31 protein-coding genes and 1 tRNA gene are annotated in these 26,647 nt (G+C 36.5%); 15 read left to right on the forward strand and 17 right to left on the reverse strand.

The window, feature by feature from the left end; genetic code table 11:
- A partial coding sequence (locus F580_RS26535) for a hypothetical protein (RefSeq protein ID WP_211215592.1) occupies nucleotides 1-428 on the reverse strand: 428 nt, incomplete at its 3' end.
- 13 nt (nucleotides 429-441) lie between these two features.
- Nucleotides 442-684, reverse strand: a complete 243-nt coding sequence (locus tag F580_RS0100120) for a hypothetical protein (protein ID WP_019025662.1) — start codon at nucleotides 682-684, stop codon at nucleotides 442-444.
- A 145-nt stretch (nucleotides 685-829) separates the two neighbouring features.
- Here F580_RS0100120 and F580_RS0100125 point away from each other — a divergent pair, with 145 nt between their 5' ends.
- Complete coding sequence (locus F580_RS0100125; protein WP_169338286.1) at nucleotides 830-1,306, forward strand: PH domain-containing protein; 477 nt, start codon at nucleotides 830-832, stop codon at nucleotides 1,304-1,306.
- A 198-nt stretch (nucleotides 1,307-1,504) separates the two neighbouring features.
- Nucleotides 1,505-1,690 carry a hypothetical protein gene (locus F580_RS0100130; protein ID WP_157442948.1) on the forward strand — a complete coding sequence of 62 codons (186 nt, stop codon included), beginning with the start codon at nucleotides 1,505-1,507 and terminating at the stop codon, nucleotides 1,688-1,690.
- Here the strand turns inward: F580_RS0100130 and F580_RS0100135 are convergent, their stop codons facing one another.
- From F580_RS0100135 to F580_RS0100170, 8 genes are all read right to left on the reverse strand, one after another.
- The gene (locus F580_RS0100135; protein ID WP_026301149.1) at nucleotides 1,691-2,122 is read right to left on the reverse strand and encodes a thermonuclease family protein; all 432 of its coding nucleotides are present in this window, start codon (nucleotides 2,120-2,122) and stop codon (nucleotides 1,691-1,693) included.
- Nucleotides 2,123-2,132: 10 nt separating this feature from the next.
- Nucleotides 2,133-2,570 (reverse strand): hypothetical protein, encoded by a 438-nt coding sequence (locus F580_RS0100140; protein ID WP_019025666.1) that lies wholly within the window; start codon nucleotides 2,568-2,570, stop codon nucleotides 2,133-2,135.
- Nucleotides 2,571-2,712: 142 nt separating this feature from the next.
- On the reverse strand, nucleotides 2,713-3,537 hold the full coding sequence (locus tag F580_RS0100145; protein WP_019025667.1) for a hypothetical protein: 825 nt from the start codon (nucleotides 3,535-3,537) through the stop codon (nucleotides 2,713-2,715).
- An 82-nt stretch (nucleotides 3,538-3,619) separates the two neighbouring features.
- Nucleotides 3,620-4,084, reverse strand: coding sequence for a hypothetical protein (locus tag F580_RS0100150; RefSeq protein ID WP_019025668.1), 465 nt, complete (start codon nucleotides 4,082-4,084; stop codon nucleotides 3,620-3,622).
- An 8-nt stretch (nucleotides 4,085-4,092) separates the two neighbouring features.
- Nucleotides 4,093-4,356, reverse strand: a complete 264-nt coding sequence (locus F580_RS0100155; RefSeq protein ID WP_019025669.1) for a helix-turn-helix transcriptional regulator — start codon at nucleotides 4,354-4,356, stop codon at nucleotides 4,093-4,095.
- A gap of 103 nt (nucleotides 4,357-4,459) precedes the next feature.
- The gene (locus tag F580_RS0100160) at nucleotides 4,460-5,689 is read right to left on the reverse strand and encodes a hypothetical protein (RefSeq protein WP_019025670.1); all 1,230 of its coding nucleotides are present in this window, start codon (nucleotides 5,687-5,689) and stop codon (nucleotides 4,460-4,462) included.
- 98 nt (nucleotides 5,690-5,787) lie between these two features.
- Nucleotides 5,788-7,026 (reverse strand): integrase domain-containing protein, encoded by a 1,239-nt coding sequence (locus tag F580_RS0100165; protein ID WP_019025671.1) that lies wholly within the window; start codon nucleotides 7,024-7,026, stop codon nucleotides 5,788-5,790.
- A 162-nt stretch (nucleotides 7,027-7,188) separates the two neighbouring features.
- Nucleotides 7,189-7,264, reverse strand: a tRNA-Arg gene (locus F580_RS0100170).
- Nucleotides 7,265-7,517: 253 nt separating this feature from the next.
- Here F580_RS0100170 and adhP point away from each other — a divergent pair.
- From adhP to F580_RS0100195, 5 genes are all read left to right on the forward strand, one after another.
- Nucleotides 7,518-8,528, forward strand: a complete 1,011-nt coding sequence (adhP, locus tag F580_RS0100175; RefSeq protein WP_019025672.1) for an alcohol dehydrogenase AdhP — start codon at nucleotides 7,518-7,520, stop codon at nucleotides 8,526-8,528.
- Nucleotides 8,529-9,095: 567 nt separating this feature from the next.
- Entirely contained in the window at nucleotides 9,096-9,665 is a 570-nt protein-coding gene (locus F580_RS0100180) for an RNA polymerase sigma factor (RefSeq protein WP_026301150.1), read from the forward strand.
- Entirely contained in the window at nucleotides 9,658-10,368 is a 711-nt protein-coding gene (locus F580_RS0100185) for a hypothetical protein (RefSeq protein ID WP_019025674.1), read from the forward strand. The genes F580_RS0100180 and F580_RS0100185 overlap by 8 nt, the downstream gene beginning before the upstream one ends.
- A 108-nt stretch (nucleotides 10,369-10,476) precedes the next feature.
- Entirely contained in the window at nucleotides 10,477-11,433 is a 957-nt protein-coding gene (locus F580_RS0100190; RefSeq protein ID WP_019025675.1) for a hypothetical protein, read from the forward strand.
- A gap of 206 nt (nucleotides 11,434-11,639) precedes the next feature.
- A complete protein-coding gene (locus F580_RS0100195; protein ID WP_019025676.1) occupies nucleotides 11,640-12,113 on the forward strand; it encodes an FKBP-type peptidyl-prolyl cis-trans isomerase in 474 nt (157 codons plus the stop codon).
- A 148-nt stretch (nucleotides 12,114-12,261) separates the two neighbouring features.
- Here F580_RS0100195 and F580_RS0100200 read toward each other — a convergent pair whose 3' ends face one another.
- Both F580_RS0100200 and F580_RS0100205 read right to left on the reverse strand, forming a co-directional pair.
- Nucleotides 12,262-12,813 carry a DUF6942 family protein gene (locus F580_RS0100200; RefSeq protein ID WP_019025677.1) on the reverse strand — a complete coding sequence of 184 codons (552 nt, stop codon included), beginning with the start codon at nucleotides 12,811-12,813 and terminating at the stop codon, nucleotides 12,262-12,264.
- A 222-nt stretch (nucleotides 12,814-13,035) separates the two neighbouring features.
- Nucleotides 13,036-13,593, reverse strand: coding sequence for a phosphoribosyltransferase (locus F580_RS0100205; RefSeq protein ID WP_026301151.1), 558 nt, complete (start codon nucleotides 13,591-13,593; stop codon nucleotides 13,036-13,038).
- 557 nt (nucleotides 13,594-14,150) lie between these two features.
- Between F580_RS0100205 and zntR the strand changes: the two genes are divergently transcribed.
- Together zntR and F580_RS0100215 are read left to right on the forward strand one after the other, a co-directional pair.
- The gene (gene zntR, locus F580_RS0100210; RefSeq protein WP_019025679.1) at nucleotides 14,151-14,567 is read left to right on the forward strand and encodes a Zn(2+)-responsive transcriptional regulator; all 417 of its coding nucleotides are present in this window, start codon (nucleotides 14,151-14,153) and stop codon (nucleotides 14,565-14,567) included.
- Nucleotides 14,551-15,798, forward strand: a complete 1,248-nt coding sequence (locus tag F580_RS0100215; RefSeq protein ID WP_019025680.1) for an SO_0444 family Cu/Zn efflux transporter — start codon at nucleotides 14,551-14,553, stop codon at nucleotides 15,796-15,798. Before zntR ends, F580_RS0100215 begins: the two co-directional genes overlap by 17 nt.
- Before the next feature lie 80 nt (nucleotides 15,799-15,878).
- Here F580_RS0100215 and F580_RS0100220 read toward each other — a convergent pair whose 3' ends face one another.
- The 3 genes from F580_RS0100220 to F580_RS0100230 form a co-directional block, all read right to left on the reverse strand.
- Nucleotides 15,879-16,580, reverse strand: coding sequence for a VC0807 family protein (locus F580_RS0100220; protein ID WP_019025681.1), 702 nt, complete (start codon nucleotides 16,578-16,580; stop codon nucleotides 15,879-15,881).
- Nucleotides 16,581-16,788: 208 nt separating this feature from the next.
- On the reverse strand, nucleotides 16,789-16,929 hold the full coding sequence (locus tag F580_RS26225) for a hypothetical protein (protein ID WP_019025682.1): 141 nt from the start codon (nucleotides 16,927-16,929) through the stop codon (nucleotides 16,789-16,791).
- 116 nt (nucleotides 16,930-17,045) lie between these two features.
- A complete protein-coding gene (locus F580_RS0100230; RefSeq protein WP_019025683.1) occupies nucleotides 17,046-17,549 on the reverse strand; it encodes a DUF3016 domain-containing protein in 504 nt (167 codons plus the stop codon).
- A gap of 1,375 nt (nucleotides 17,550-18,924) precedes the next feature.
- On the opposite strand from F580_RS0100230, the gene F580_RS0100240 reads away from it, so the two are divergent.
- From F580_RS0100240 to F580_RS26230, 3 genes are all read left to right on the forward strand, one after another.
- Nucleotides 18,925-19,392, forward strand: a complete 468-nt coding sequence (locus F580_RS0100240; RefSeq protein ID WP_019025685.1) for a DUF1643 domain-containing protein — start codon at nucleotides 18,925-18,927, stop codon at nucleotides 19,390-19,392.
- 143 nt (nucleotides 19,393-19,535) lie between these two features.
- Complete coding sequence (locus F580_RS0100245) at nucleotides 19,536-19,730, forward strand: hypothetical protein (RefSeq protein WP_157442949.1); 195 nt, start codon at nucleotides 19,536-19,538, stop codon at nucleotides 19,728-19,730.
- Between the two features lie 278 nt (nucleotides 19,731-20,008).
- A complete protein-coding gene (locus tag F580_RS26230; protein WP_019025688.1) occupies nucleotides 20,009-20,161 on the forward strand; it encodes a hypothetical protein in 153 nt (50 codons plus the stop codon).
- A gap of 642 nt (nucleotides 20,162-20,803) precedes the next feature.
- On the opposite strand, the gene F580_RS23655 is transcribed toward F580_RS26230, so the two are convergent.
- On the reverse strand, nucleotides 20,804-21,499 hold the full coding sequence (locus F580_RS23655; RefSeq protein WP_019025689.1) for a hypothetical protein: 696 nt from the start codon (nucleotides 21,497-21,499) through the stop codon (nucleotides 20,804-20,806).
- 548 nt (nucleotides 21,500-22,047) lie between these two features.
- Here F580_RS23655 and F580_RS25275 point away from each other — a divergent pair.
- A complete protein-coding gene (locus F580_RS25275) occupies nucleotides 22,048-23,061 on the forward strand; it encodes an HNH endonuclease signature motif containing protein (RefSeq protein WP_019025690.1) in 1,014 nt (337 codons plus the stop codon).
- Between the two features lie 89 nt (nucleotides 23,062-23,150).
- Nucleotides 23,151-24,125 (forward strand): hypothetical protein, encoded by a 975-nt coding sequence (locus F580_RS0100270; RefSeq protein ID WP_019025691.1) that lies wholly within the window; start codon nucleotides 23,151-23,153, stop codon nucleotides 24,123-24,125.
- Between the two features lie 397 nt (nucleotides 24,126-24,522).
- Here F580_RS0100270 and F580_RS0100275 read toward each other — a convergent pair whose 3' ends face one another.
- Nucleotides 24,523-24,732, reverse strand: a complete 210-nt coding sequence (locus F580_RS0100275) for a hypothetical protein (RefSeq protein WP_019025692.1) — start codon at nucleotides 24,730-24,732, stop codon at nucleotides 24,523-24,525.
- Nucleotides 24,733-24,914: 182 nt separating this feature from the next.
- Here F580_RS0100275 and F580_RS0100280 point away from each other — a divergent pair, with 182 nt between their 5' ends.
- Complete coding sequence (locus F580_RS0100280; RefSeq protein WP_019025693.1) at nucleotides 24,915-26,144, forward strand: hypothetical protein; 1,230 nt, start codon at nucleotides 24,915-24,917, stop codon at nucleotides 26,142-26,144.
- The last annotated feature ends 503 nt before the right edge of the window (nucleotides 26,145-26,647 follow it).

A 26,647-nucleotide genomic window follows, 5' to 3' on the forward strand; every position in this document is an offset into this window, starting at 1 on the left:
AGTTCTTTTCTTAGCTTTCTAATACGCCTCATAAGCCTTTCTTGTGGTCTTTCACTTTGGCTTGCGTAATGTAAGCCGATACATTGACGACAAGCATAGGCGTATTTAATCGCGTAAAGGTGCTGGCGTTGCTTTTGGCAATAAGGGCAAGTTATGTATAGTTTGTTACTTGCGCTTCGATTATCAAGCTTTAAGGCTATTTGGTGCTGTTTATCGTTTATAGTGAATGTTACATAACGAACGCCATTTTCATTTTCTTTTAAGACTAGCTTACAATGGTTATCACTTAGATATTCAGAGTTGATTGAATAGCTACCTAGTGGTGTAGAGAGTAATGACTTAAAAATATTGGCGTTTATGCGGTGATATTCACCAGTGTAAGCCCTTGTTTGTGTTCTGCCGTAATGATGACCTTTAGGCATTGTCATTCACTCCGAAAAACTAAAGAGAAAATATACTATCTTCGCCCACTTCTCTTCGCGCTGTACTCACACCAACTTGTTTAATAGGCGCACATACAAAAGGCATGAATTTAGTTAAGAAGTTTAACCTTTGAACAGGGTCTTTAATTTCTGCGAGTGTTACTGGCAAGTTTACTAATTCATCTTGAATGGCTTTATTGATTAAATGCCTTATATCGCCAGCCATGTATTTACTGGTAGGTGTTTTGTTAGCTGCTGTCATGTTAAAAACCTTGTTTGTAATAATTTTATTACAGTATACCATTTTTATCTTGTACGAAAAACAGGCTGTTCTTTAGGTTAGCTATTCCTGTATAATTCACAACTAAGTAACTAAATGAATAATAACTAGTAAAATGGAATTAACATTGATTAAAGATGAATCACTACTTGTAATTAAGCTTCCACGAATGTTTGAAGCATTTATTGAAATAATCATTAAATTGATAGGGCTATATTTTACATACCTAGTATTTAAAAAAATGGGCATTTCATTGATGGGTAAAGAATTCCAAACAGATACGCTTTTTAGTTTATTACTCTTACCTGTTCTATATATTTTTAAAGATTCACATGTTGTATTCAAGCCTTTTACGATCAAAGTATTGTTAAACGATAAAGATGTGACTGTAACTAGTGGCTTTTTTACAAAACGTCATGACAAACTAACGATTAGAACAGTAGATAATATAGAGCTTATCACTACGCCCATAGGTAGATTGTATAATTATGGAACATTACATCTATATACCCCTGGAGCTACGGTGACTTTACCTTATATTAAAAATGCTATAGAAATACAAGTGAGAATAGAAAACATCATGAAAGTACAGAATGGCAATTAAAACTTAGGATTTTCTTAGGTTCATAATTTCTTTAAGGGCTCCGAAAACTACTCGCCTTTTATGACATGGGGAAAACCTTTACTTACTTTACATTAGCCTCAAATAGCCCTATTAATGGCTTAAGTTCTTCTTTTATAAGTTTGAATTTTTTCAAATGTTAACTACCCTTAATCATTCAACAAGTAATTAAGGATGATTATGAAAAACTACCCACCTCGTGTATTGACACAAACATGGATAACCCTAGCAAGTTCAAATCAACTTGAAAATGAAGAAGCTAGTCGAAAAGCAATGAACAATATAATTGAGGTCTTTGGCAATATAGAAGTTGCTGAAATGTATTTGGATACATTCGAACGTGATAAATACCCAAAAAGTGCTTAGTTAACACCAGTTTTTTTTGGTTTCTCCATCGTACCGAATAGCATGGCCTTGTTTAAGGAGTAACTCGCCTAAGCTAACACCGTCAACATAAACGTCAGCTATTAATCTGAAATACTTACCTCGTTTGATGTTATTCAAAGTAATATTCTTAGCAGCTCTCAAATGCTCAACAGTGAATTGTTTTGCTTTCCTTGCTAGTTGCTTCTCTTTGTCGCATTTACCTCTTAATTCAGGTGTATCTATGCCATTTATGCGAATAGACATATGTTCGCCAATAATAGCAGGATAGCCTTTGAGGTTAGCTCTAAACGTATCGCCATCATAGATGCTAGTGACCTCTAATACTTGTGCGCTTCCATAGTTTTTATCTTTGGCATTTACTGTTAAAGCCAGAAACGTAATGACTATTATTAATAGTTGTTTAAAATTCATAGCGTATATTCTAATAAGAACAATTTTTGGCTTCTTGAAGAGAAGTAGCATAGATAAGGCAAGAACTAACTTCTTCGTTTTTTCTTGAAAGATTTGTATTTTCGACCTCTATATCATTATAACTATTGATTAAATTTTTATGCTTCCTTAATAACTCATTGTAGTCATCCACCAAACTGCTGTTTTTCCTTAATAACTCATTGTAGTCATCCACCAAACTGCTGTTTTTCCTTAATAACTCATCATATTTCTTCTTACAAATGAGACCTCCACCACCAAACCCACACACATATTTATCGTAGCAAATAGAGTCACTATCAACAACTTTATCACTGTAATCAAGGCACGCAGCTTTTTGCCCATAATTACATGAAAAATTCTGAGCTATGGTAAAGCTCGGGTTTATTATCAGGAGTGTAGATAGGAGGGCAAGTAATACTATTTTCATTTTATTCCCTTAAATTTATTAGTTGCTGTAATTGGATTCTGTGTTTTGGAAACATACAGTTTTCTAGATTGTCGTAGTGTTTCTATTATTCCAACTTATACTTAAACAGAGCAAATTTATATTTATTTTTACTATATTGCTTTCATGCTTGTTCCCAATCATTTATCCATTCATCATTAGTTTGTTCTTCTGGCTTATTAATACTATTAATTACTGGTAAAGGATTGCTTATAACCGCACTACCTTGTTTACTTAATTCGTAGTTGTTTGAACACGTTGTTACATCACCTGTTAAGCCCTTATATTCATGGGGTTGAGCTATGTCGTTGTATGGCATATTTGTATGCCTGTTGTATGGTAGTTGTATGTCACTTGTTTGGTTGTTGTATGGGATATGTTGTGAAAACCTAGCCAATACCTCACCATGACAAAGGTTAAGCAAAGGTATGATTTTCTCTTTTACTTTAGCGCTATGATCAAAAGTAGGTATGAAATAACACTGTTTTAGGTTGCCCATATAATCATGGAAGCTAGATAATCTTGGCGGTAAACTCAAGCCAGTTGAAAGCCAAAATTGGTAGAACTTATATTTTTTGCTTATGCGGAATTGTCCTTTAGGCAAGCAACTACCTTTTATCCCGTTGTCAGTTGTACGGCTTCTTTTTAGTTCAACATTAAAGGTTAAATAGCAATCCTCACCTGTTGATATATTAATTAACTGTAGTGTCATTCCTGGGCTTTTATGTTTGCCATAATATCCCGTTGAATAGCCATCGTAGATATAAACATTAATATCAAGCAAAGCGGCTATTTCACTTAACAAGCGGGTTGAGCTTTCAGCAAGCCATTTTTTAGGTACTGGCTGTTCACTTGCTGGCGTGATAACTAACTTACCTTTGATAATATCAATATGATCACCCCTAGAAAATAAAGTTTCTAGCAATGAATATTTATTAAGCTGTCTCATTGTGGGATACTCTTTAACGAATTGGCTAGTGGCTCGGTCGCCAAACTTTCACCACTAGCTAGTTAAAAGAAGTCTTCTTTGGTTAATCCATTGAAGGCTTTTTGTTTTTTACATTAGGGTCATTTGCTGCTTCACCTAAAGATAAAAAATGTGCTGCTCTAGCATCAGATCTTTTAACACGTGCGGCTTCTTCCCTAGCGCTTCCGAGCTTAGCTTCTTTATAAGATTGCTCTGTTAGTTTTTTCCTACGCTCTAACCTAGCTTTATTATCAATATTTATATCTTTAGAGTAGTGTCTTTCATCAAGCTCTATATAAAGCATTTTATTATTGATATTCCCCCTATGAATTAACCAACAATTATTAACTTCACCATCAAGAGCTTGTATATCTGTTCTGAAGCTATCACCTAATACTCTGGTCAGTTCTTCACGAGTGATACGCCTCTTTTGAGCAAATAGCACAAGCAGTTTATAGCCTTTAGCATTTGAGTTAGGAAAGCACTTATGATGTGCGATAAAAACCTCATAAATATTTTTATAAGTCATGTTGCCCCCTATGCTACTTTCTTGCGTTTTTGGATTAGCTCTGAAACAAGCTGCTTGATCTGTTCTGGTGTTTGTTCTTGGAACATGGCTTTAATAACAGCATCAACTTCATAAGAAATAAAGCCTATACTTCTTTGGCCAAGAGATATGGATTTAACGAATTGATGTGATTCAATACGATTGTATAAAGTACTTTTTGACCAACCTGTAAGTTCTAGTACTTCAGGGCGGCGCAAAATTCGTGGCTGTTGTTTAACTTGATATGTATTCATAAAAACTCTCTGTGTTGTTTGAGTTTTTAAAGAATATAGATAAACCTAATAGGAATGGTGGCCAGCCAAAAAATTGTTTGGCTGACTTTGGCTAGCCAATGAATTAAAGCTTAAATCTACCTTCTAGTTGCCTTAGTGCGGTAGATATATCTTTGTTCAAGTTACTGAACATTATTTTGTTATCTGTGTTTTCATTCAGACCAAGATCATTAATAACTGTTACAACGATCTCTTTTATTTGCGAAGCATTAGGCTTGTCATTTCGCTGTAATTTGCTAGTTTTTTTAGATAACAGCCAAGCCATTACTCCTAGTGAGGCGAGTAATGATGACTCTGGTGTTCTCATAATGGGTGTGTTTTTCTTATGGAGATCGGTTCCAGCTGAATGTCCGTCTTCTATTGCTACACTTGTGTTATTAATAAGCTTAGCTAGGTCATTTTTCCTATTGGTATTTTCTTGTATGATTTCTTCGATATTCCCTTGAACGTTAATCGCATATTTTTTATAACCATGATTCCAAAGCCAAATGGCGACACTATGCTTAGTTATTAAAGTTTCTTCGTATTTAATATCATCTTTATTTTCATATTTTTCGCAGTCAATAACAATATCTGTCCCCCTTGATGGGCTAATCGCGTTTGGATTCATTCCAATGCCTGCGAAATCAGCAGCTACTAGATTAAAGTTTAGATTTTGATAGCCAATTTTTATTTCTTCAAGCAATGCTTCTTTGATATTAGTAGCATTATAAATTGAATCGCCTTCAAGCTTAGGGTCAACCTCAAGATCAGTATATTCACCACCTTGTTCTATTACTCGTTTTGCGTGAAAAAGCTCTTCCTCTTGGTACTGTCGGCCTTCAAGTGCTGACTCAATAGAACTGTAATACTGTAAGCCTACAGCTATTAGGGCTGCGTGTTCTGCCGTAAAAGCTTGTTTGAAGTGATTGATAGGAACAATTTTTACAGGACCTTTAAAGATCTTGCTTATGTTTATTTCGCCAGCCTCTTCAAACCATTTAGCTAAACTAGCTTTAGTTAGTTGAGAATAATCAGGATCGAAAATACCATTAAATTGTTGGTTATAACTTGGTAAGTAAATCTCTAAACAGCTACTTGATTCCTCTTCATGAACTAACCAAGTTTCTTCTTTTAATGCTTTTATAATATCCATTGCTTCATTAAGCTGTTCAGCCGTAACGCAAGTGGTATGCCCTAAGCACAGTTCGTCATCTATGTATTTTTCTGCGTTCTCTAATGTACGATATGACTCCAAATTAACAGCAATTAAAGCTGCTTCCTCTGGTGTATACCCCTTTTTATATTTACTCATGTGATTACCTCTTTCACTACCTCAATAAATTGATTGGGAAAGTACCGAGGTGAGTACCTTTTACTTAAAATGATCAGTTTTAAGCTATCCCAACAAATTTAACCTATGGCTTCTAAGCCTTTATTAGATTTATTAAACTTTCCTGTTTGAGCCTGTTCAATATGCTCTGACCACCAGTACATTAATTTACGTCTACGCTCTAAATATTCAGCACGGTTATAAGCGCGTCTAACTTCGTTTTTATCAACGTGTGCTAGTGCCGACTCAATAACATCAGCATCAAAACCTTGTTCGTTTAATATAGTACTGGCTAACGCTCTTAAACCATGAGAAACGAGCCTGTTTTTAAAGCCCATTCGCTGTAACGCCTTGTTTGCTGTTTCAGTGTTGGTATGTTTCTTAGGGTCGTTATTTGCTGGGAATATGTATTCTCTATGCCCACTTATAGGTTTGATTCTTTCTAACAAATAAAGTACCTGATCAGTCAACGGAATGATATGTTCTCGTTTCATCTTCATTTTTTCAGCAGGAATAACCCATACTTTATTGTCTAAATCTATTTCTGTCCACTTAGCCATTGCTGCCTCACTAGGTCTTGCCATAGTGTGTAACTGCCATTCAATTAAACAGCGAGTTACTATTTTTATGCTGGCGTAATTTAACGCTTTCATTAACTCAGGTAGTTCTTCAGGCTTTAAGGTAGGCATGTGTTTACCGGTTGGTGAATCGAATGCTGCCTTTATTCCTATTAAAGGATTAGCGTGGACAAGGCCAATGTTTACCGCATGATTCATAATTTCATTAATGCGTTGGCATAATCTTCTAACAAGCTCCAAGCTGCCTTTGATGGCAATAGGTTTTAGCACTTCTATTACTTGTGGTGCGGATATCCTAGAAATAGGATATTTACCTAAATCATGTAATAAGTGATTTTCTATTGAATTCCATATCCTACCGCCTGTGTCAGGTGTCACTTTCTTGGCTTTTAATTCATACCAGTTAGCTGCTACGTTTTCAAAAGTGTGAGACAGAATTTTTTTTTGTGTTATTTCTTTAGCGTCTCTATGTTCTTTGGGATCAATATCATTGCTTAATAACTTTCTAGCTTCAGTTCGTTTTTCTCTTGCCTCTGCCAGTGTTGTTTCAGGGTAAGTACCAAAGCTAATATTGGCTCTTTTTTTGATGAAAGGGCGGTAGTAGTTAAATAGCCACAACTTAGAGCCAGTGGGCTTTATACGCAACATTAAGCCATCACCATCAGATAAGTTATATTCTTTCTCTTTAGGTTTAGCTTGTTTTACTTGTGTGTTGGTAAGTGGGGTAACTTTTTTAGCCATAGTAACACTCGGAAAGTAAGGGGTAAGCGATGTTACTTCAGATGTTACTATAAAACTTGAGTGTTACAAACTCTTATTAATCGCTATGGATAGCTAAGAGTCTTATTTTTAATGGGATTCGGTAAGTTTTTGAATGGTGTTAATCGTCTTGAATAGTGCTTTTGGCGTCTCCACCGGGACTCGAACCCAGAGCAGCGGCTTAGGAGGCCGCAGTTTTATCCAGTTAAACTATGGAGACATAGTACTAAGGTCGCTATTTTAATCATATTTCTTATGGTTTGTTAATGTTTTTCTTAAATTTTTTTCTTCTTGAGCTCACGCCTTATTATTCCAAACTAGCCATCTAGCAGAATAAGTTCATTTTATGTACTTTCCTTGATCTGTATCGCTTTTGTATTACACAGGAGTTTTACAATGAATGATGGGTAATTCGTTGATAATTATTTCGGCGACATTAATTTCAGTAATAATAATGTGAAAGGAGTTCTCTTATGAAAGCAGCAGTGATCCATCAATTTAAAGGTAAACTTGAAATTCAACAGCTCGATAAGCCAATAATATCTAGCCAAGAAGTTTTAGTTAAAATTCATGCCTGTGGTGTTTGCCATACGGACTTGCACGCATGTCACGGTGATTGGCCGGTTAAACCTAAAATGCCCTTAGTACCAGGTCATGAAGGCGTTGGCGAAATCGTCGAAGTAGGCGAGCAAGTTAAACATTTAAAGCTCGGCGATCGCGTTGGCATTCCTTGGCTTTATAGTGCTTGTGGTTATTGTGACTACTGTTTAAGTGGTGATGAGAATTTATGTTTATCACAACAAAATTCTGGTTACTCGGTTGATGGTAGTTATGCAGAATATTGTAAAGCCGATGGTGATTATGTCGTTAAGATACCCGATGGTATTAACTATGTCGATGCGGCACCCTTATTTTGTGCGGGTGTTACCACCTATAAAGCGCTGAAAGTTTCAACTGCAAAACCCGGGGAGTGGGTGGCAATTTTTGGTATTGGTGGTTTGGGACATTTAGCGGTGCAGTATGCCGTTGCCATGGGCTTAAATGTTATTGCTGTTGATACGGGCGAAAATAAGCTAAAACTCGCTAAAAAATTGGGTGCTAGCCTTTGTTTAGACTTTAAAAGTGATGATGTTGTCGCCCGCGTACTTGCTGAAACCGGTGGTGTGCATGCTAGTATTTGTACTGCGGTGAGTAAAAGTGGTTTTGAGCAAAGTTATAAGGTTATTCGCCGTGGTGGTAAATGTGTTTTAGTGGGTCTACCTGCGGAAGACATGCCTTTGCCTATTTTTGATACCGTACTTAATGGGGTTAGTGTTATAGGCTCTATTGTTGGTACACGCAAAGACTTAATTGAGTGCTTAGATTTTGCCGCTCGCGGTAAAGTGAAAGCAATCACCATTGAGAAATCGCTTGAGGATATTAACGAGATTTTTGACGATATGCTTAACGGTGAAATTACTGGTCGCGTGGTAATGACGTTTTAATAGTGCTTGTTAGATGCTTAGCTGATTTTTATTAATAGCCGCTAACGTATTATACTAATCGGACCAATTTATTGATCACTTAGCGAGAATTAAAAGGTTTAGAGGCAAGGCATTGATTGAAGAGAATGGTTATTCCCTTGTCAAAATCAATAACGCCGTATATAGACCTTTTAAACTCGCCCTTCGGGAGTTCATTAGCAACCTGATAACATCACAAAATGAATGAAATATAGACGAACTATGTTTAACTCATTTTACTTGTTTTAAGCTGGCTAATGTAACTCTAAGCAGACCAATTAATTAATCCGTTTGGTATTTATATTGTTATAAGCCCTTTACTGTTACTTGCAGTGAAGGGCTTTTTTGTATTTGGCTGATTAACCAATGTTTTATCGATATATTTTTGATAGGTAAGGTCTTAATACTCTGAGTATTAGAATTGATGAAAATATAAATTAATTAATTTCAAACTATTTTCCCTTCAACCTCTACTTTATATAACAATGAAGCTTATGTTACCGAGTCACTTAACTAAAATGCTAATAACAAATAATAATGGGAGCCTTTGTGTTTGAAAGAAGCGATGAAACGCTCATAGCGCAAGCGCTAAAAGGCAAGAAATCAGCCTGGTTAACACTGGTAAAGCGTTATGAGAAAAATATCTATAACTACGCTTTACGTATGGTGAATAACCCCGCTGATGCTATGGACTTAATGCAGGATGTTTTCATGGCATTATTTCGTAATTTATCGAAATTTAGAGGGGAATGTCCCTTTAAAAGTTGGCTGTTTAAAATTGCCCATTACCGCTGTCTCGAGTTTTACCGACGTAAACGGCCGATGCAGTCTCTTGATGATGCCCCCGAGCAAGAAGACGAACAATCGTTATGCCTAGAGAAGGACTTGTTTTTAAAACAACAAAGCAGTGCACTATTACAAGCAATGCAATATTTACCGGTAAAACAAAAACTGGTAGTGGAGTTAAAGTTTTTCCAGCAGTGTACTTTTGAAGATATTGCTCAGCAGCTCGGCATATCAACCAATACGGCAAAGTCACAATTATATAGTGCACTTGATAAATTAAAACTGCACTTAAGCAATGAGTTAGTAGAAAAAGAAGAGGTGGAGTATGTCTGAGTTAACACCAGTTGATGCTCAATTGAGTGAAGATGAACGAGCATTGTTTAGTAAAAACCTTGCTGAGCAAGCAAGTCTTGAAGTAGAGCAAGAAGTGCCAAATTGGCACAGAGCACAGGCCTTTGAGCAACATTTTTCAACGGATGAGCATAAGCACAAAAAACTCATTAACTGGGGTGTTTGGTTAGGTGTACCAGCATTGTCTATGGCGTGTTCAGCTTTTGCTATTACGGTGGTGATGAATTTTATGCCCGGGCAAACGTTTAATAAGCAGGTTGTTGCTCAACAAGTTCTCTCTCAAGGCGTTACCGCGCTAATAGATGAGCAAGTTAAGCTAAAAGTTGCCGCTGAGCTAGCAAGTCAAAGTGATACGGATATAGAAGCCTTATTAAACCTTAAATTACGCGAATTTGCCGCAGAGCAACAAGTAATGTTAGCGAATTACCGCGCTGATTTAAGTACGCAACAGCAAAGTAGTAACCTCGCTTTAGCCAGTTATGTTATTGGCGCGTCGAGAAAGGAGCGCAAAGAAGATATGAGCGACTTTATCAGCTTTATTAATGCACAAAGAAAAGATGAACAATTGAGTCAGAAAATTAAATTTCAACAACTTGAACGCGAGATTGGCTTTCAACAGCTCAGCCTAAAGCAAATTGGCAACATTGAGCATAATTCGGCAACGCCTATTAACTATAAAGGGTAACTATAAAGGTCGATTGTTAAGGTTTGTTATAAAAGCTCAACTGAAAAAAGATAATTTTAAGTAAATATAATCAAGATATTACCGAGATAAGCCATAAAGGGGAAACTTATGATGAAAAAAACAAAGATATTTACCAAGCCTGCTGCGCGCAGTAATACGTTGAAAATTAAAGCAAGAATAGCGCTATTCAGCTCTACTATGCTATTAGCCTTCAGTGCTTATAGTGCACAGGGTACTGAAAAGTATGATAACTTGCAAAAACAACTCAGTATCATGAATGACATTATGATGTCATCGGCAAAAGGGCCACAAAATTCAGACAGGACTTTGATTCGCTCAATTGATAGTGTTTACTTACAAGGGCAAGGCGCAATCTTTACTATACAATCAGCGCATGGCGGTTCATCTCATCACCAGTTTTTTCAAATGGTATCATCAGTACCATCCGTACGCTCTGTAAGAGGTATTGAACAAATTGTTATTAGCAATGATGAAGATTTTGTTATCGCCTTTGAAGATCATGAGGATGAGTTTGCACATGTGATTGAAGTTTTTGAGCAACAAAGAGAGGGTGCTAGAGAACTGCATAGTGAGCAGCGTGACATTGCTTACGAAATGCGAGATATTGCCCGTCAAGAAAAAGACATTCATTACCAGTTAAAGCGTGCAGAAAAAAGTGATAAAGCTGATCTGAACACCGAGTTAAAAAAACTTGAAAAAGAACGAGTCACTTTAAAGGCCGATAAAGTTCAGCTGGATAAAAAAACCACTAAATTGAATAAGCAGCTCAAACAGCAAAAAGTGGCACAAACTAAAGCCAGAACTGCCCACTTTAGTGCTCTCAATAACACCTTAGTGGAAACGTTATGTTTATACGGAAATGGCTTACAAGCAATACCAAGCAAAGAGCATGTCAGTTTAATTATTAAAGGTGCGGGCACTAAACAGAGTAGGGGTTACAAAGATCAAATATTGGTCTTTAACAAAACAGATATTAATGCTTGTGCCAACAATAAACTTACCGTGAAAAAACTATTAGCCAAAGCGGATAAGTATCAATTTTAATCGCTAGACGCTAGTTTGTTGCCATAGATAGAAGCCATAAATATCACTGCTGATATTTATGGCTTCTTTATGTTTTAACGATGAGTACTTGGGTAGCTTATCGTTAAAGTCGTCAGTTCCAATAGATGAATGCTCTGAACTGGTAAGTTCATTAGTATTTAAGTAGTATGCAACTTTTCAATAAGTAAACTTTAGGGTGTTATCAAATGGGTAAGTTTGTATTACTAGTTATTATTATCGGTTTTGTGGTCTTTTATCTGATGAAGCAAAGCGCCAATAAAGAAGCGGCGCAGATAAACATTATGGCAGGTAATATGTTTTTACAGTCGAATAAAAGCGAGGAAGGGGTGATAGAAACAGCTTCCGGCCTACAGTACAAAGTGTTAACGCCAGGTACCGGCACTGAGCACCCAAGTGCATCGTCAAAAGTAAAAGTACATTATCATGGCACTTTACTTGATGGCAGCGTATTTGATAGCTCAGTCGATAGAGGCGAGCCACTTAGTTTTGGCTTAAATCAAGTGATTAAAGGTTGGACCGAAGGTGTGCAGTTGATGGTTGTTGGTGAAAAAACACGTTTTTATATCACTTCAAGCCTTGGTTATGGCAATAGCCCTGCCGGTAAAATAACCCCGGGTTCATTATTAGTTTTTGATATTGAATTGTTAGCGATAAACTAAAGTCGGTTTTGCACATCACGCTAATATAAAGACTAAGACTAAGACTAAAGCTAAAACTGAAACCTGAGCGTTTCAGCGCGCTATTTTGAGAAAAAGTGGTCAGTTGAGCCAGAACTAACTTAGCGATTAAGTTAGTTCTAATTTAGCGCTAACTTAGCCCTAACTTAAGCTCCAGTAGTAGCGTCGCTAAGCGTTCAATTTTGTTATTTGATAACTGGCGGTAATCAAAGTAAGGACAGACCACTAGCTTATTTACCCTATCGATAGCAAACTCATCATCTAACCACGTTAACTGACAATCCAACTTTCCCGAGTTAATCAATTTTTTTGCATGGGTTTTACCGCAAATAATGTGCAAGGTGTTTTGTTGTTTATCTACTTGAGGCGACAATAATGGCGCACTAAAGAGCAACGTGGTTTGGCTGTTGTTTTGCAATAAAAAATCATCACGGTATTTCTGCCAAGTTGGCGCAAGTTGGGTGAAAGGGAATACTTTTGGCTCTAAAGCAAACAACAACTTTGCATAAACATTAAATACCTTGCGCCATCCATTACCGCACGCTTGACCAATAGTGAAAATTTCACTTGTTGTTAACGGTGTGATGTTTGATAACTGTTGGTATTCCAACATATTAGGCCGGTTAGCAATGTACACTGCGAAGGTGAACTGATCACAGCCCAAGCCGATATTCTCTGCCATGTGTTTATTTAGCTTTTAATGTGAGAGTGAACTGAATGGTAATAGAAGCACAGTGGTATTTATACTGTTAATACCTAAAAGATAAAGAGAAGGCTATCCCCAGACACGGAAAGTGACCAAGCCAGTATGAACAAAAAACTCATGAAATACAGCTTAGGGGTTATAAAACAAAAAAGCATGTCAAAATGACATGCTTTTTAATAAGGTATCAGTCGCGATTAACTAAACTAATAAATGGTGAATATTTACTAAATCTTTTTTACCTTTGATGATTTCATCAGGCGTCAAACCAGAGAGTTCATGTGGGAAGACTAACCATTCTTCCGAGGTATGTATGAAGTAGTCAGGGGCAAAATCGACTTTTGAGTTTTGCGGTTTATACCAAGGGCAGGCAACACGAACATCTTTTGGCATGTTGTTGCGCATATTCTGTTTTAACTGCTTAATTAAAGCTTGGATACTACGGCCAGAATCAAAAACATCATCAACAATTAATAAGCCATCATCAGCATTGGCATTTTCGATAATGTAATGTAAACCGTGCACTTTAATTTCTTTACTTTGTTGGTTAATACCGTAGTAAGACGAGGTACGAACAGCAATGTGATCCGTTTCTACTTTTTTAAAATCAAAGTATTCTTGCACAGCGATACCGATAGGTGCACCACCACGCCAAATACCGACGATAAATTGTGGACGAAAGCCATCTTCAAATACCTTAGCAGCTAAACGAAATGAATCTTCTAATAATTCTTGCGCAGTAATAAAACGTTTTTCCATTGCCGAGGAAGCCTTTTGTTTAAAAATTGATAAGCGCTCATTATAACCTGACAAATAAAAATAGTGTACTGCTGCACGCTGATAATTGTGACAAACGTTGCTTAGTTGGCCAATGCGCGGTTATTAGGTAGCCATAGGCTAATCGAGTACTGGGCAATGAAAACTCAACGGCTAGTTGATGTTTACTTAGGTAACCTCAACTCTGGATAAGCAAAGTTACTCAAAAAGCTATTTTAGGCGATATCAGTGTTGGTATTCCTACCAATAACCAGTTATTGGCTACGTAATACCGCCTTGTTATCACCAAAACTATCAATATTGAGACGAATAAATAAACTTATAGCATAGGTGTTTATGCTATGTGGTTGATAATAAATAAGTACTTATAAAAATTAACATTCATTATCCAGAGTTGAGGTTAGGTATTGTCACCAGATCAAATAAAATAAACTTGGTAAAGTTAAAATTAACTTTGACCTTGGAGCTAACTCCAAGCTTTATACTGTATGATATTCAGTTATAGGCACGCTGCTATCGCGTTTAGTAAAGGACATATTATGTATAGAATTGGTGAGTTGGCCCAAAAGTTATCGGTATCGACAGATACCTTAAGATATTATGAAAAGCATAAGTTATTAACCGCAACCAGTCGCGCTGACAATGGTTATCGCTTTTATAATGAAGAAGCACTAAAAGTGATGCAATTTATTATTCGTGCGAAAGCGGTTGGTTTTAGCTTGAATGAAATTAATGAGTTATTATCAATTAAGGTTGATAAAGCCAGTCATAGCTGTGCTGACGTTAAATCGTTTACTCAGCAAAAGCTTGAGCAAGTGAATAATAAAATTGCTGAACTAGCGCGTTTTCAAAGCTCATTAGCGCTACTCGTTGATGCTTGCTGTGGTGGTGAAGAAGAAGCAACACACTGCTCAATTTTATCTGCTTTGGAGAATGTTGATGCTATTACTCAGTAATTTTTGGCAACTATTTGTACTATCCGCGCCGTGGTTGATGTTGGGACTGCTGATTGCAGGCATCATTAATGTTTATCTACCGAAAGACTTTTTAAATAAACACTTAGGCAGCGAAGGTTTATATACCACCATAAAAGCAGCTCTGATTGGCGCACCTATGCCACTTTGTTCATGTGGCGTTATTCCAGCTGCGCTAGCGCTTAGACGGTCGGGCGCTTCTAAAAGTGCTACCACCGCTTTTTTAGTATCTACTCCTGAAACGGGTGTTGATTCTATCTCGGTATCCTATGTATTACTTGGTCCTTTCATGGCCGTTATCAGACCTATTGCTGCTATAACCAGTGCCATTGTCGCAGGCGTATTGGTCGGTCGAGATAAAGAGCAAGACTCAGCGAAACACGAGATAAAAGAGCAAGCGAGTGATAATTCCTGCTGTGAAGATAAAGCCGAAAAAATTGAACAAAGCGCTTGTTGTGCTAAACCTGTCGTGGAAAGTAAAACGTCATGTTGCTCATCAAAACCTCAGGCAGCAACACAGCAAGACTTAGCACAAGTGTTAGCGAAAGAGTCAGTAACAGAGCCAGTGAAAGCGTCAGAGAGACTAGAAAAAGCTAATTCGACAGATAGCTGTTGTAGCACAAAAACAGCTGACCCTACCCAAACATCGGTAGTTGCCAGATTAAAGCAGGCGATAGCGTTTAGTTGTACTAAATTATTAAGTGATACCGCCGTTTGGCTTGTAATTGGTTTAGGTTTTGCAGCTATTGTGCAAACTTATGTACCGGTAAGTTTCTTTAGTCAGTGGGGCAGCGGCATACTGGCGATGCTTGTGGTTATTTTAGTGTCAATTCCAATGTATGTTTGTGCGACAGCATCAACTCCTATCGCCGCAGGCTTATTGTTGTCAGGGGTTTCACCAGGTGCAGTCTTAGTTTTTATGCTGGCGGGCCCTGCGACAAATATAGCGACACTTGGCGTTGTTGCTAGTGAGCTAGGCAAGCGCGCCGTGGTTTCCTACTTAACTGGCGTTATTGGCGTTGCCATACTGTTTGGCTTTTTAACGGACTTCTTAGTAGAACACTTTGATATTGAAGTAGCACCAATGTTGGGCGAGCACCACGAAGTACTACCTCAATGGCTGTCACAATCATTTGCCTTGATTCTGGTGTTACTATTAATGAGATTGTTGGTATTGAAATTTGTCCCTAAGTGGCAAGCATTAAGGAGTTAACAAGTAGAGTTAACTTAATATATGAACGCAAGAAAAACACAATAAAAAGCAGCTATCATTAGCTGCTTTTTGATTGTCTATTACTGCCGGTCACTTTCTACTAATAAATCAGTAAATTTATAACCAGTGAAATTAGTTATTACCTTGGTAACATAAAACAAAAGGCCACCAAGCATTATCATTGATGGTATTGCAATGATTGGGTAACTCAGTAAAGTCATACGACCAAGTTCTTCATTAAAAGCAACGGTCCCTGCCGGACTCGTTACCAGCCACTTTGCTAATATATAATTCATAACGGCTGAAAAAATAAACGTTAATGCTAATAAGTTATTAGCAAAGCCAATTTTAGCTTTAAATGCCTCAGTATTCCCTGATGTATAAAGTTTTTCATATATCTGATCGACCTTAAATATCGATTCATTCAATAATAATTTTGCGATTAAAGGCTTACCATACACACTAGAGAACACGACAAACACAGCGATTAAAGTCGGTATAGAGGCTTCTTTTATTGCGAGCCAATGAACACTTAGCTCAAACAATGCAATGCCACCGGTTAAGAGGGTACTTAAAAAGCCAAATACAGATATTAGGTTCATTGCTTTGGTTCGAAGGTAATCATAAATGGCATAACCAAGAGGAAATGCTAAAGCTATGATTAATCCTGCCACTACCCCTAAATACTCAGGACTGGAAAACTTCATTAGAACCCAAGAAGGTAGGGCTACATTAAAGATAATTTCCACGAAGGGTTTATTTTTCGGTTTTTCGGTTGTCATTTGTACTACCTGGATATTTATAAAATTTTTAAAGCACCGAAAACAAAAATAAAAAAGGAGAATTACTCATTAGTGGTAAAGCTTTAATATATGAGTTAATGGATACTTAAACCAATACTTGGGATTGTCTATTATACCTATAATTAACGGCCTCTGGGCTGATAACTTATCACTATTACCCATTTGTTCTCTCAACTCTTTAATTTGTTTATATTTCTATCTTTTCTTCACCTTGTTTAGTCAAAGCAGCTAAGTTATTAAAATAAACCAGGGCAAACACTGTTAATTTTTTATAGCTAATGACAACTTTCAGGTATAAAGAAACCGCAATGAAGCGGTTTCTTATCATAGACGTTGCTTTGTCTATCGCCAAACCTAAAAGTTACTAGCTATAACTAATGGAGTAAAAAGGCTTACTTATTCCACTCTAGTTAATCAATACCATATAGCCTTTATCTCGTTACATTAATAGACTATTTTCTCAAAGTACTCTATTAGCATACGTGTGTCGTACCCTATCAAGCTCTTTGCTTCCATACCAAAGAGCCTTTTTGATAGATAGCCCATATCTTTAATTTCAACTGTATCAGCTAGTATAACTTTACCTGCTATATCTTTGATTACATACCCGAATGACATGCGTGGAATATATAGATCTTTTAGTATACGTATTTCATGTGTGTTGAACCTAGTCTCACCAGCTAAATCAATATCAGTGAATGTAATATCAATAGTTACATCAGCTGCTTTAAAGTGGTCAGCTAATGCCTCAGCCAACTTCTTAGCTACACTCTGTTCGAAATTAGACTGTATACCAAAATTACCTGCATTTATATCAGTAAAATCACGAGGCTTAATCAATGTGACGGTAGCTAATCCATCAGTAGCTGCTACTGTTTCTGGTTTCACAATAGTGTTTGAGCAAGATGCTAGTAGCATAACTAGCGTTAGTGTTAATAGTTTTTTCATAATTTATCTCCTTCCTATAGGTATAGTATTAAACTGCTATGGTTATCAAAACTATCAAAATATGAATTAACAAGGTCTTTATTTGGTGGCGCGGGGACGTCTGGATCAGTTCTTCAATTGGCTTGTTTTATTGATTTGTTTTTTGTGATGTAAATTTAGCTAGTAATAAACTCCCGATGTAAATGGGGGCTATTATGACTACCACTCCTAAAAGGAGTTCTATATAGACAATTATACTCCTACCTAATAAAAGAGGTTGAATAATCACTGTTAAAAAAGGTAATAGAATAGAGCTATATACAATTAGCTTATCCTTTATTTTTAAAAAGTTAGTTATAAAAGCTAAAGGGAGCCCAATTAGTACAATAGCCAAAATTAATATTAGGCTGTAAAACTCAAGTAAGTGCAAGAAACTAGATTCTATGTGGTACTCCTGCGCTGCAGCAAAGCCATACATAGCAATTAGCAGATATGTAAAGTATACATTCGAAAATACGACATATAACATCACTTTGAATTTATAATAACTTTTCATATTTTTTTAAACTTTATCTATTTACATTCCATCCTTACACCTGCTGTCCCAGTACAACCAACAAAACCACAACCAGATTGTTTCTGTGCCCTCGGACCAGCTTCGCCAATACTAACAGGGGTTCCGTTGTTGTCGGTAGTACTCTCATCTAAATACACATAATTAACACTAAAGTAGACTGTATGAAAGTAATTAACAAGGACACTCACTGTTGATTTTTATAGTAAATGACAAATTTTTGACATAAAAAAACCGCAATTAAGCGGTTTCTTATCATAAACAATGGTCTGTCTATGGCCAAATCTAAAAGTTACTAGGTATAACTAATGGATTAAAAAGGTCTTAATTTGGTGGAGCGGGTGGGATATACCATATCCACCAATAAACTCCACCACGAATGGCCTACCTGTTGCTTTATAACGATATTATATTTTAGTTGAATGCGTTTGTGTAGCACTTTGTGGGAGGTTTGTGGGATCTATTCACTTATATTACATTTTAGGGAGTTGCACCTCCGACCGATTCTTAGGTGAGGTGTCGATTTCCAATCATGAGTAAAAGTCTGTGTAGCAAAGTTTAAAATTACCTTTGATATTTTAAATAGGGGGTAGCTAAATAGTTGATTTTTTTCGTATGCTTATACCACCCCCTCTTATTGTTCTTGATGATCACTTCATAAATAGCAAATATCAATTTGAATAGCTTGAAATAAAAGCACAATTTTTAACTTATACATTACAAAATATTCTGGATAGGAAGAACTTTAATAACAATATGTTGCGGTTATTAAAGTTAAATCACCTTAATATATGATGATATTTATTTCAAAATAGAGGTTTTATGAAAACAGATGCAAAATTATCAGAGTGTCGAAAATATAGGTATGCACTTTGGCGCATATGGGATGAAACAAAACCTTGTGTAACCATTATTGGTTTGAACCCCTCTACTGCAGATGAAGTAGAAAATGACCCTACAATAACTCGTTGTATTAACTTTGCGAAGTCTTGGGGTTATGGAGGTGTATGTATGGCAAATTTATTTGCATTTCGTTCAACTTTGCCGCCAGACATGAAAGCATCATCTGATCCTATTGGTAAAGAAAATGATGACTGGCTGTTAAAACTTGCAAACGACTCGGCTCTTGTTGTTGCCGCTTGGGGTAATGATGGTGCTTATTTAGGTCGGTCAGAGCAGGTTAAAAACCTTATTCCAGATTTACATTTTTTAAAAATGAATAAGTCAGGCGAACCAGCTCATCCATTATATCTAAAAGGGGATTTGAAGCCTCTAGCATTGATTAGTTAGGTAGAATCTTTTGAAACTTATTTTGAAGATACTTTTTATTGTAAGGTTTAAAGTTTGGACAGGTTGTAATATAAGCACAATTTTTTAATTAGTGAAGTGGCATGATTAGCCAATGTACTAGCAAGCTAAAACCAGATAACCCAATGGTTAAGATTATAAAGCTTGAAGTACTTAATCAATGGGATTCACCTTTAAGAGGATTAGATGTAAGCAAAGGCGGTTATCAGTTTGGTTTAGATTACTTAGCAACCATAAAGAAGAGTAACTGCAGCATTAAACAGGTATCAAGTAAACTTTATTACTTGCCTGATGGTACAGCTAACCACGGTAAAAAATAGAAAAACAAATCTACTTAACAGGAATACGAACCATGAACCTAAGAGGTATAGGTAGACAACTAAACAGATATTACAATAACGTATTAGATTTTGAATTTAATGCACTAGTTAAAGTAATAGTAACAATTGGTTTGATAGTGGCTGCCTGGTTATATGTAGTTGAGCTAACAAAGTCGTATAGATGCGATATGGACAATTACAATGAATACGCAGACTACGTGGATTTTATAGAAAATATTAAATTAAATAACCCTGGGTTTTGTAGTGGTAGGTAATCAATGAAAAAATTATTAGTTATGCCTCTTTTTATTTGCTTGTCAGTAACAGCACATGCTGAAGATAATACCAAGTTAGCAACAGAGCATGCAAGGTGTAGCGCTGTAGCAGCAATGACAGGTGACACACTGGTAACTACTGTGCACGCTTATTAATTAACAGGACACTCACTGTTAATTTTTATAGCTAATGGCAATTTTCAGGCATAAAAAAACCGCAACTTGTAAAAAAAGTAGCGGTTTTTTTATCATAAACAATGACTTGCCTATGGAAAAATCTAAAAGTTACTAGGTATAACTAATGGATTAAAAAGGACTTTATTTGGAGGAGCAGAGGGGATATACCATATCCACCAATAAACGCCACCACGAATGGCCTACTTGTTGCTTTATATAGAGATTATATTTTAGTTTGATGCGTTTGTTTAGCACTTTGTGGGATCTATTGGACTGTGTTGCGGGATAGGGAGCTGAACCGCCGTCTATTGGTTTTGGTGGGCTATATGCAGCTGATTAGGAAAAGAGTTACTTCCTTAGTTTTGGCAGCCTCTTTATGTAGTGGTGCCTTGATCTAACCTGTCTGCCAGGATAGTGATAGCTGAGTAGGGAAGTTTAAATGTCACCGGACATGACAGAGGTCTGTGGATATGTGCAGAGAAAGTTAATAATTACCACTCTACAGAGGTTAAGAATAATAGACTACGATGGGATTTAGATTGATTTTTGTGTCAATAAACCTCCCTAAGCTGAAAAATAATCACACGCTTTTTGTCAGCTTAAGTGCTTTGTTAGGTGAAGCTATTTCGCGAAACTACTAACTAATGGTGGTATATCTGGAAACTCCGGTCTTTTAGCTTTAAGCACCTCGTACTCTTTAGTTAAAGACCATTCTTGTAGCTGTGAGCTACGGCCTTCAATTATGAAAGCTGTTCCTCCGACCGTATAGTAAGGTGAGTTATACGCTGGAATTATATTGATCGACTGCATAATTGTAGCTATGTTATCGCTACTTTTAGGATCTGAAGCAGCGTAGTGTGCAGCTACCTTATTGCGCCATTTTTTAACACGGACAGGTAAATATTCAACACGCATAGTTGCCGTTTTATCACGAACTAATGATGGAGAACTTTTTATATCCTGGTATGTTGAACCATTTTCAAGAAATTCTTTCAAAGCTAAAAGTGAACAATAGTTTGTAAGATAAATACTGAATATATCAAAATTGGTTGTACCAAAACTATTAACGAACAGATCAGCCGTATTGAATAAGCTAATAGTTTGCGTTGGTCTAGATTTTAACTTTAGTTCACCCGTTTTATAACACTTATTCAACATTTCAGATGCTTCATTTATGTTTGCAGCACCATGGTTTAAATAAAACTTAAGGTTTTCATGCTGTCTTACATTCATTGCCTCACGCCATAGCAATTTCTGAACTTGCCTTATTTGAGGTAAAAGCCTCTCTTGACTACCTTCCTCGACTAATTCAATCATTTATAAATACCTTCTTAATTTTCTGAGTCACCTAACGCTTACCATGGTGGATTCTCAGTAATGGTTGAACCATTATTTTTATTCAATATTCATAAATGATCACATGGCTTAAAAGTATTATACATAAGAATAAAGTTAAATTTTGTAATCGACAGGGGAACTCTGTGTTGTTTTATGTACGCTATCGTAAGGATAAAATCATTAGAAAATCTATGGCGATAATTGCCCCATTGGGGGTTAGAAACTATAAGTTAGTTGTCAGGAACACTTAGCAACTATACAGTTACATATAGCAGCCTAAGAGTTTACTGATCTCTATTTCTTAAGGGAGATAACATATTTCAAAGACTCGCTTCCTTGATAAACATTTAATGACAATTTCAAATCTGTGACGGTGCTACGATCCGCCCAATATAGCCTTGCTTTTCCTAGGCTTTAAGCCAGTTATGAAGTTGCCTTTCAGCAAGAGGGATGTCAAACGTACTTTCTATGAAGCTAACTGCACGTAACTCAACATTACACCTATCAGCATTGAACAAGGTTTACGTATGCTAAGCGAATATGAAGCATTAATTTATCCTGCAGTTAATAGAGGTTGGTCAAAAAAAACTGCACCTGTATATGTAGAAGCCCACCATATAAAACCACGTTGTTTAGGCGGCGATGACACCGCTGATAATCTAGTAGTGCTTACCGCTCAGGAACATTATGAAGCTCATAGGTTACTAGCAGCAATCTATCCAGACAATCATAAGCTAGCGCATGCCTGGTGGTTAATGGCTAATAGTACTGGGCGACGTATCATCGAGATAAGTGCAGAGGAGTACGCAAAGGCTCGGAAGGCACACGCCCATGCCACGGGTGTATTTCATAAGGAGCTGTGGAATGATCCTGAATATAGAGCAGCTAGACCATCTATGTCTGGGGAATTAAACCCAAACTACGGCAACGGTCAGGCCCTCTCAGGTAGTAAAAACTTTTTCTATGGTAAGACACATGAAAAAGGTACCATCGAAATAATATCCCAAACTCATAAAGGTAAGGCTACTTATAGAAACATTGATGGTGGGGAGTTACGTAAATTTCTTGTAGGTGAACAACCAGATGGTTGGGAGAGTCAGATTAATGGTTTAGTGCCCGTTAAATCAAAAAATAATCCTGAAGATACTAAGTTTGTTCCTAGGGGGGAGATACCTTACGGGTACGAGCATGTGAACTCAGGTAAGACTGTATACAGGTCCTCGACAGGAGAGACTGGTTCTTTTATAGCGGGAGAGCAGCCTACTGGATGGATTCATATTAATTGTGGTGTATTGCCCTGGGACCAACTTCGTGTCAGAGAAAATCCTCAACAAATGGAAGCATGGAAGAATTTTAATGAAATCTATGAAATATGGGGTTCATCAAATAACCCTAGATATACCGTACTTCAAAGGTTAGTTAGGGAATCACTAGGACTAACAGCTAGTCTACTAAATATGGTTAAGATATTTAACTCAGCCGATAAGTTTCACCTTATAAAGTTAGCTCATACTGAGTGGGTTAAGAACGTACCTTCTTAATAAATCAACAAGGACACTCACTGTTAATTGAACAATCAGAGCCTCTCAACTAAGGTTAAATAACCTGCATAGTTAAGAGGCTTTTTATTATGGCCGTAGCAAGAAAACGTCAAATCAGTTTGCAAGATACTCCTTATTATCATTGCATTTCCCGATGCGTACGCCGTGCCTTTTTGTGTGGTGAAGATAAGCATAGTGGGCAAAATTTCGAGCATAGGCGGGCATGGGTTGAAAATAAGTTACTCAAATTAAGTGGGGTATTTGCCATAGATGTCTGTGCCTATGCGGTTATGAATAATCATTATCATGTGGTGTTGAGGGTCGACGAAGAGCAGACTAAACAATGGTCTATGGATGAAGTATTAATTCGTTGGCACAAGTTATATAAAGGAACTTTGCTGACACAGCAATATTGTCGAGGTGTACAACTAATTGAGCCACTGCTTGATATGGTTAAAGTGAGTGCGGAAATATACCGAAAACGGCTAATGAAAATAAGTTGGTTTATTGGAAATATCAATGAGCATATCGCGCGAGATGCGAATCGAGAAGATAATTGCACTGGGCGATTTTGGGAAGGGCGTTTTAAATCACAAGCCTTACTCGATGAAGCAGCGCTTGCAGCCTGTATGGCTTATGTTGATTTGAATCCTGTCCGTGCCAATATTGCTGATACCCCTGAAGAGTCTGAATATACTAGCGTAAAGCAAAGAGTGAAGAAAGCAAAAACCGGCAAGCAACCAAAGCAGCTTTTACCTTTTGTTGGTAACCCGAGGGAAAATATACCCAAAGGCTTACCATTTGAATTAAGCGATTACCTAGAACTTATTGATTTAACGGGTCGCTGTATCCGCGAAGATAAAGCCGGCCATATAAATGCTAATCAAGCTAAGTTACTTAGTAGGCTAAATATAAGTCCTGAAAATTGGCTTACACTAAGCAAAGAGTTTAGATCTCTTTTCCATGGGGCTATAGGGCATGATGATGTGATTAGTGACTACTGCAAACACCAGTCATTTAAGCGACGACAAAACTTAAGTTGCTGCCAGCGGTTGTTTGCTTAACGTTTATTACGTTGTGAGCCATTGATGGCGTATTAATTGCGACGCTACTTTTATAGTGATTACAAATTTTAGACATAAAAAAACCGCAATTTGTAAAAAATAGCGGTTTCTTATCATAAACAATGACTTGTCTATGGCCAAATCTAAAAGTTACTAGGTATAACGGATAGATCAAAAAGGTCTTAATTTGGTGGAGCGGGGGTGTGGCTCACCTACAAAACATACCAGAACTTTTAATGTAAGTTGCTGATTAATAATAAAGTATTTAACTTGTTAAGGTGGAGTGTACCACCACTGTGTCCTTATTTCACCTCTGTTTTATCGTGAATAAAGAGTTTAATCACGTTTTTCGGACGGGGGTTCGACTCCCTGTTTTAATGGTTAATCTTGTTTGATGTTATGCCTGTTTTCTAATTATAGGTATAACGTTGTTTTCATATTTCAAATCGTCAGAATCAATATTCATTTCTTCAAACGTTGAACTAATAACTTTATTTAATATCTGCTCTAGTCCTCCTGCTCTCGCTATTCGTTTGTTTCTGGCTGCTCCGCCATAAATGGTTTTATTTTTATTTAAATACAAAGGGCTGCAAAATTTATCTTTCATCGGTATATCCTTAATATAGTGAGAACTCTTTTGATTAAGAATCCTTCGTTCATAATAATAAACATTTATGAATGTATTTATACACACAAGTGTAACTTTAAGACGTTGGTATCTATCCTGTAAGCCCTTATATAGTATGCTTGGTGTATTCTAGTCTTTATTGGTTTTTACAGGGGAAGGTTATGAGAACTAAACAGTATTACGATGATTTTGAAAAGAAAGTATCAGAAATAATTGATGATAAGAAAGCAGAAGATTTAGAGGTTGCAGACGCTTTCTTTTTACAGCAAATATTAGTTAGGCGGTTTAAATTAAAAAATAGAGGAGAGTTTGACGAACTAGTGAATATAAGGAAAGAAATTGAAAATTTAGCTGAACCTAAGTTTTTACCGTACCACCCTCATTTGGCTAGCAAGCTTGATTTACCTTATGTTGTTGATGCCGTAATGTCATTACTGCTTAAAGAAAGCCAAAAATCATTCTTTGAAGCTTTAACGACAGAGCAAGTCGAAAAGGAGTTGGTTGAAGAAATTTTAAGCAAACAAGATGAGCCTTTTGGATTAACCATTGATAAGGAGTTTGTTGTTCTGATTAAGCGTTTCCTAGAGTCGAACCAAGAAAGGTTTCGCTTGATAGTCAATGCTTTTAACTATTTTGATTTTTACAGTCCATTAGAAATGAGCATTGAAGTCGATTTTCAAAAACTATTAGCCATTTATCACACCGCATTTTATGAGATTGAGAAGTATCTTAGTTTAAGTTGTAGCGTAAAATTTACGATAAATGAGACTAACTGGTGTCACGGTTATGACTGTAATTATCCTGAATTAGAGTATTTTTATAAATTAGGATTTCCTCATTATCAGAGTAATGTAGACATCATTATCAATGAAGGGACTAACAATGATTATGATAATGATGTGGTTATCAATAACTATAGAACATCAAACTCTTTATATATAAGGCTACCGTTAAACGAAGCGCCTAAAATGCTGGATAGAAAAATAGAGAGAGCAAAAAACACTTTAAAGTATTACTACAAGCAATTTAATGTAAACGATGATGCTATTAAACAGTCTAATTTTTTCAAGTTTAAATCTCAACAGGCTTGTTGTGTATTGAAAGAATCTCGTTCGATGCTTAAAGTTATTTCATCATTAGCCACTTGGGATATTGCTAAACGAACACCAGAAAGCACCGTTGACGGTGCTATTAAAGAATTGTTGAGTGATATTGATAATATTAATCAATTATTAAAAGATTATGGTGTTGAAAAGCAGGTGATCCCCTATGCAAATGTCAGTTATAGAAGAAATTACGATGACGTTACTTCCTTGATCAAAGGTAATACAAGGGAGGTGGATACTTTCCTTACAGGTAGTGATTTAGATGTTATAGGTAAAAATAAATAAATTTAATCGTCCAGATGTTTTATGAGGAGGAATGAAATATCTGGACTCAAAAGTAGTTAACTTTTATCGAAATACGATATCAGTTTTAAAAGCTTGTCAAGTAATGAAAAATAAAGTTCTTGACGATGGGTTTGGTTTTGTGTTATCATACTAACACGCTTCATATAGGGATTTATTTAGCGATTGTTGGTTAAGGATTATAAACCCAACATTATGGTTAATCTGCGTTTAAGTTTTTTATAGCTTTTCTGTGAATTAGCCGCCAGATAGCGAACCAATGTTCGCAATTAGAGTAAACCCGATAAGGGTTACTTTTTAGAAAGATGAATTGATTTACTTATTAACAATAGGAGTATTAAGTTTAGAGTTTGGTTAATTAACACAAAATAGATTTTACTATGATTTGGTAACACTCGCCTATTTTTGGCTGGTTATTCGATTAATAGTTACCGCATTAAATACTAAAATGTATTGGTGCTGATATTGTGTTTTTATACTATTTA

It is taken from the genome of Colwellia piezophila ATCC BAA-637 (genome assembly GCF_000378625.1).
Classification (GTDB): Bacteria; Pseudomonadota; Gammaproteobacteria; order Enterobacterales; family Alteromonadaceae; genus Colwellia; species Colwellia piezophila.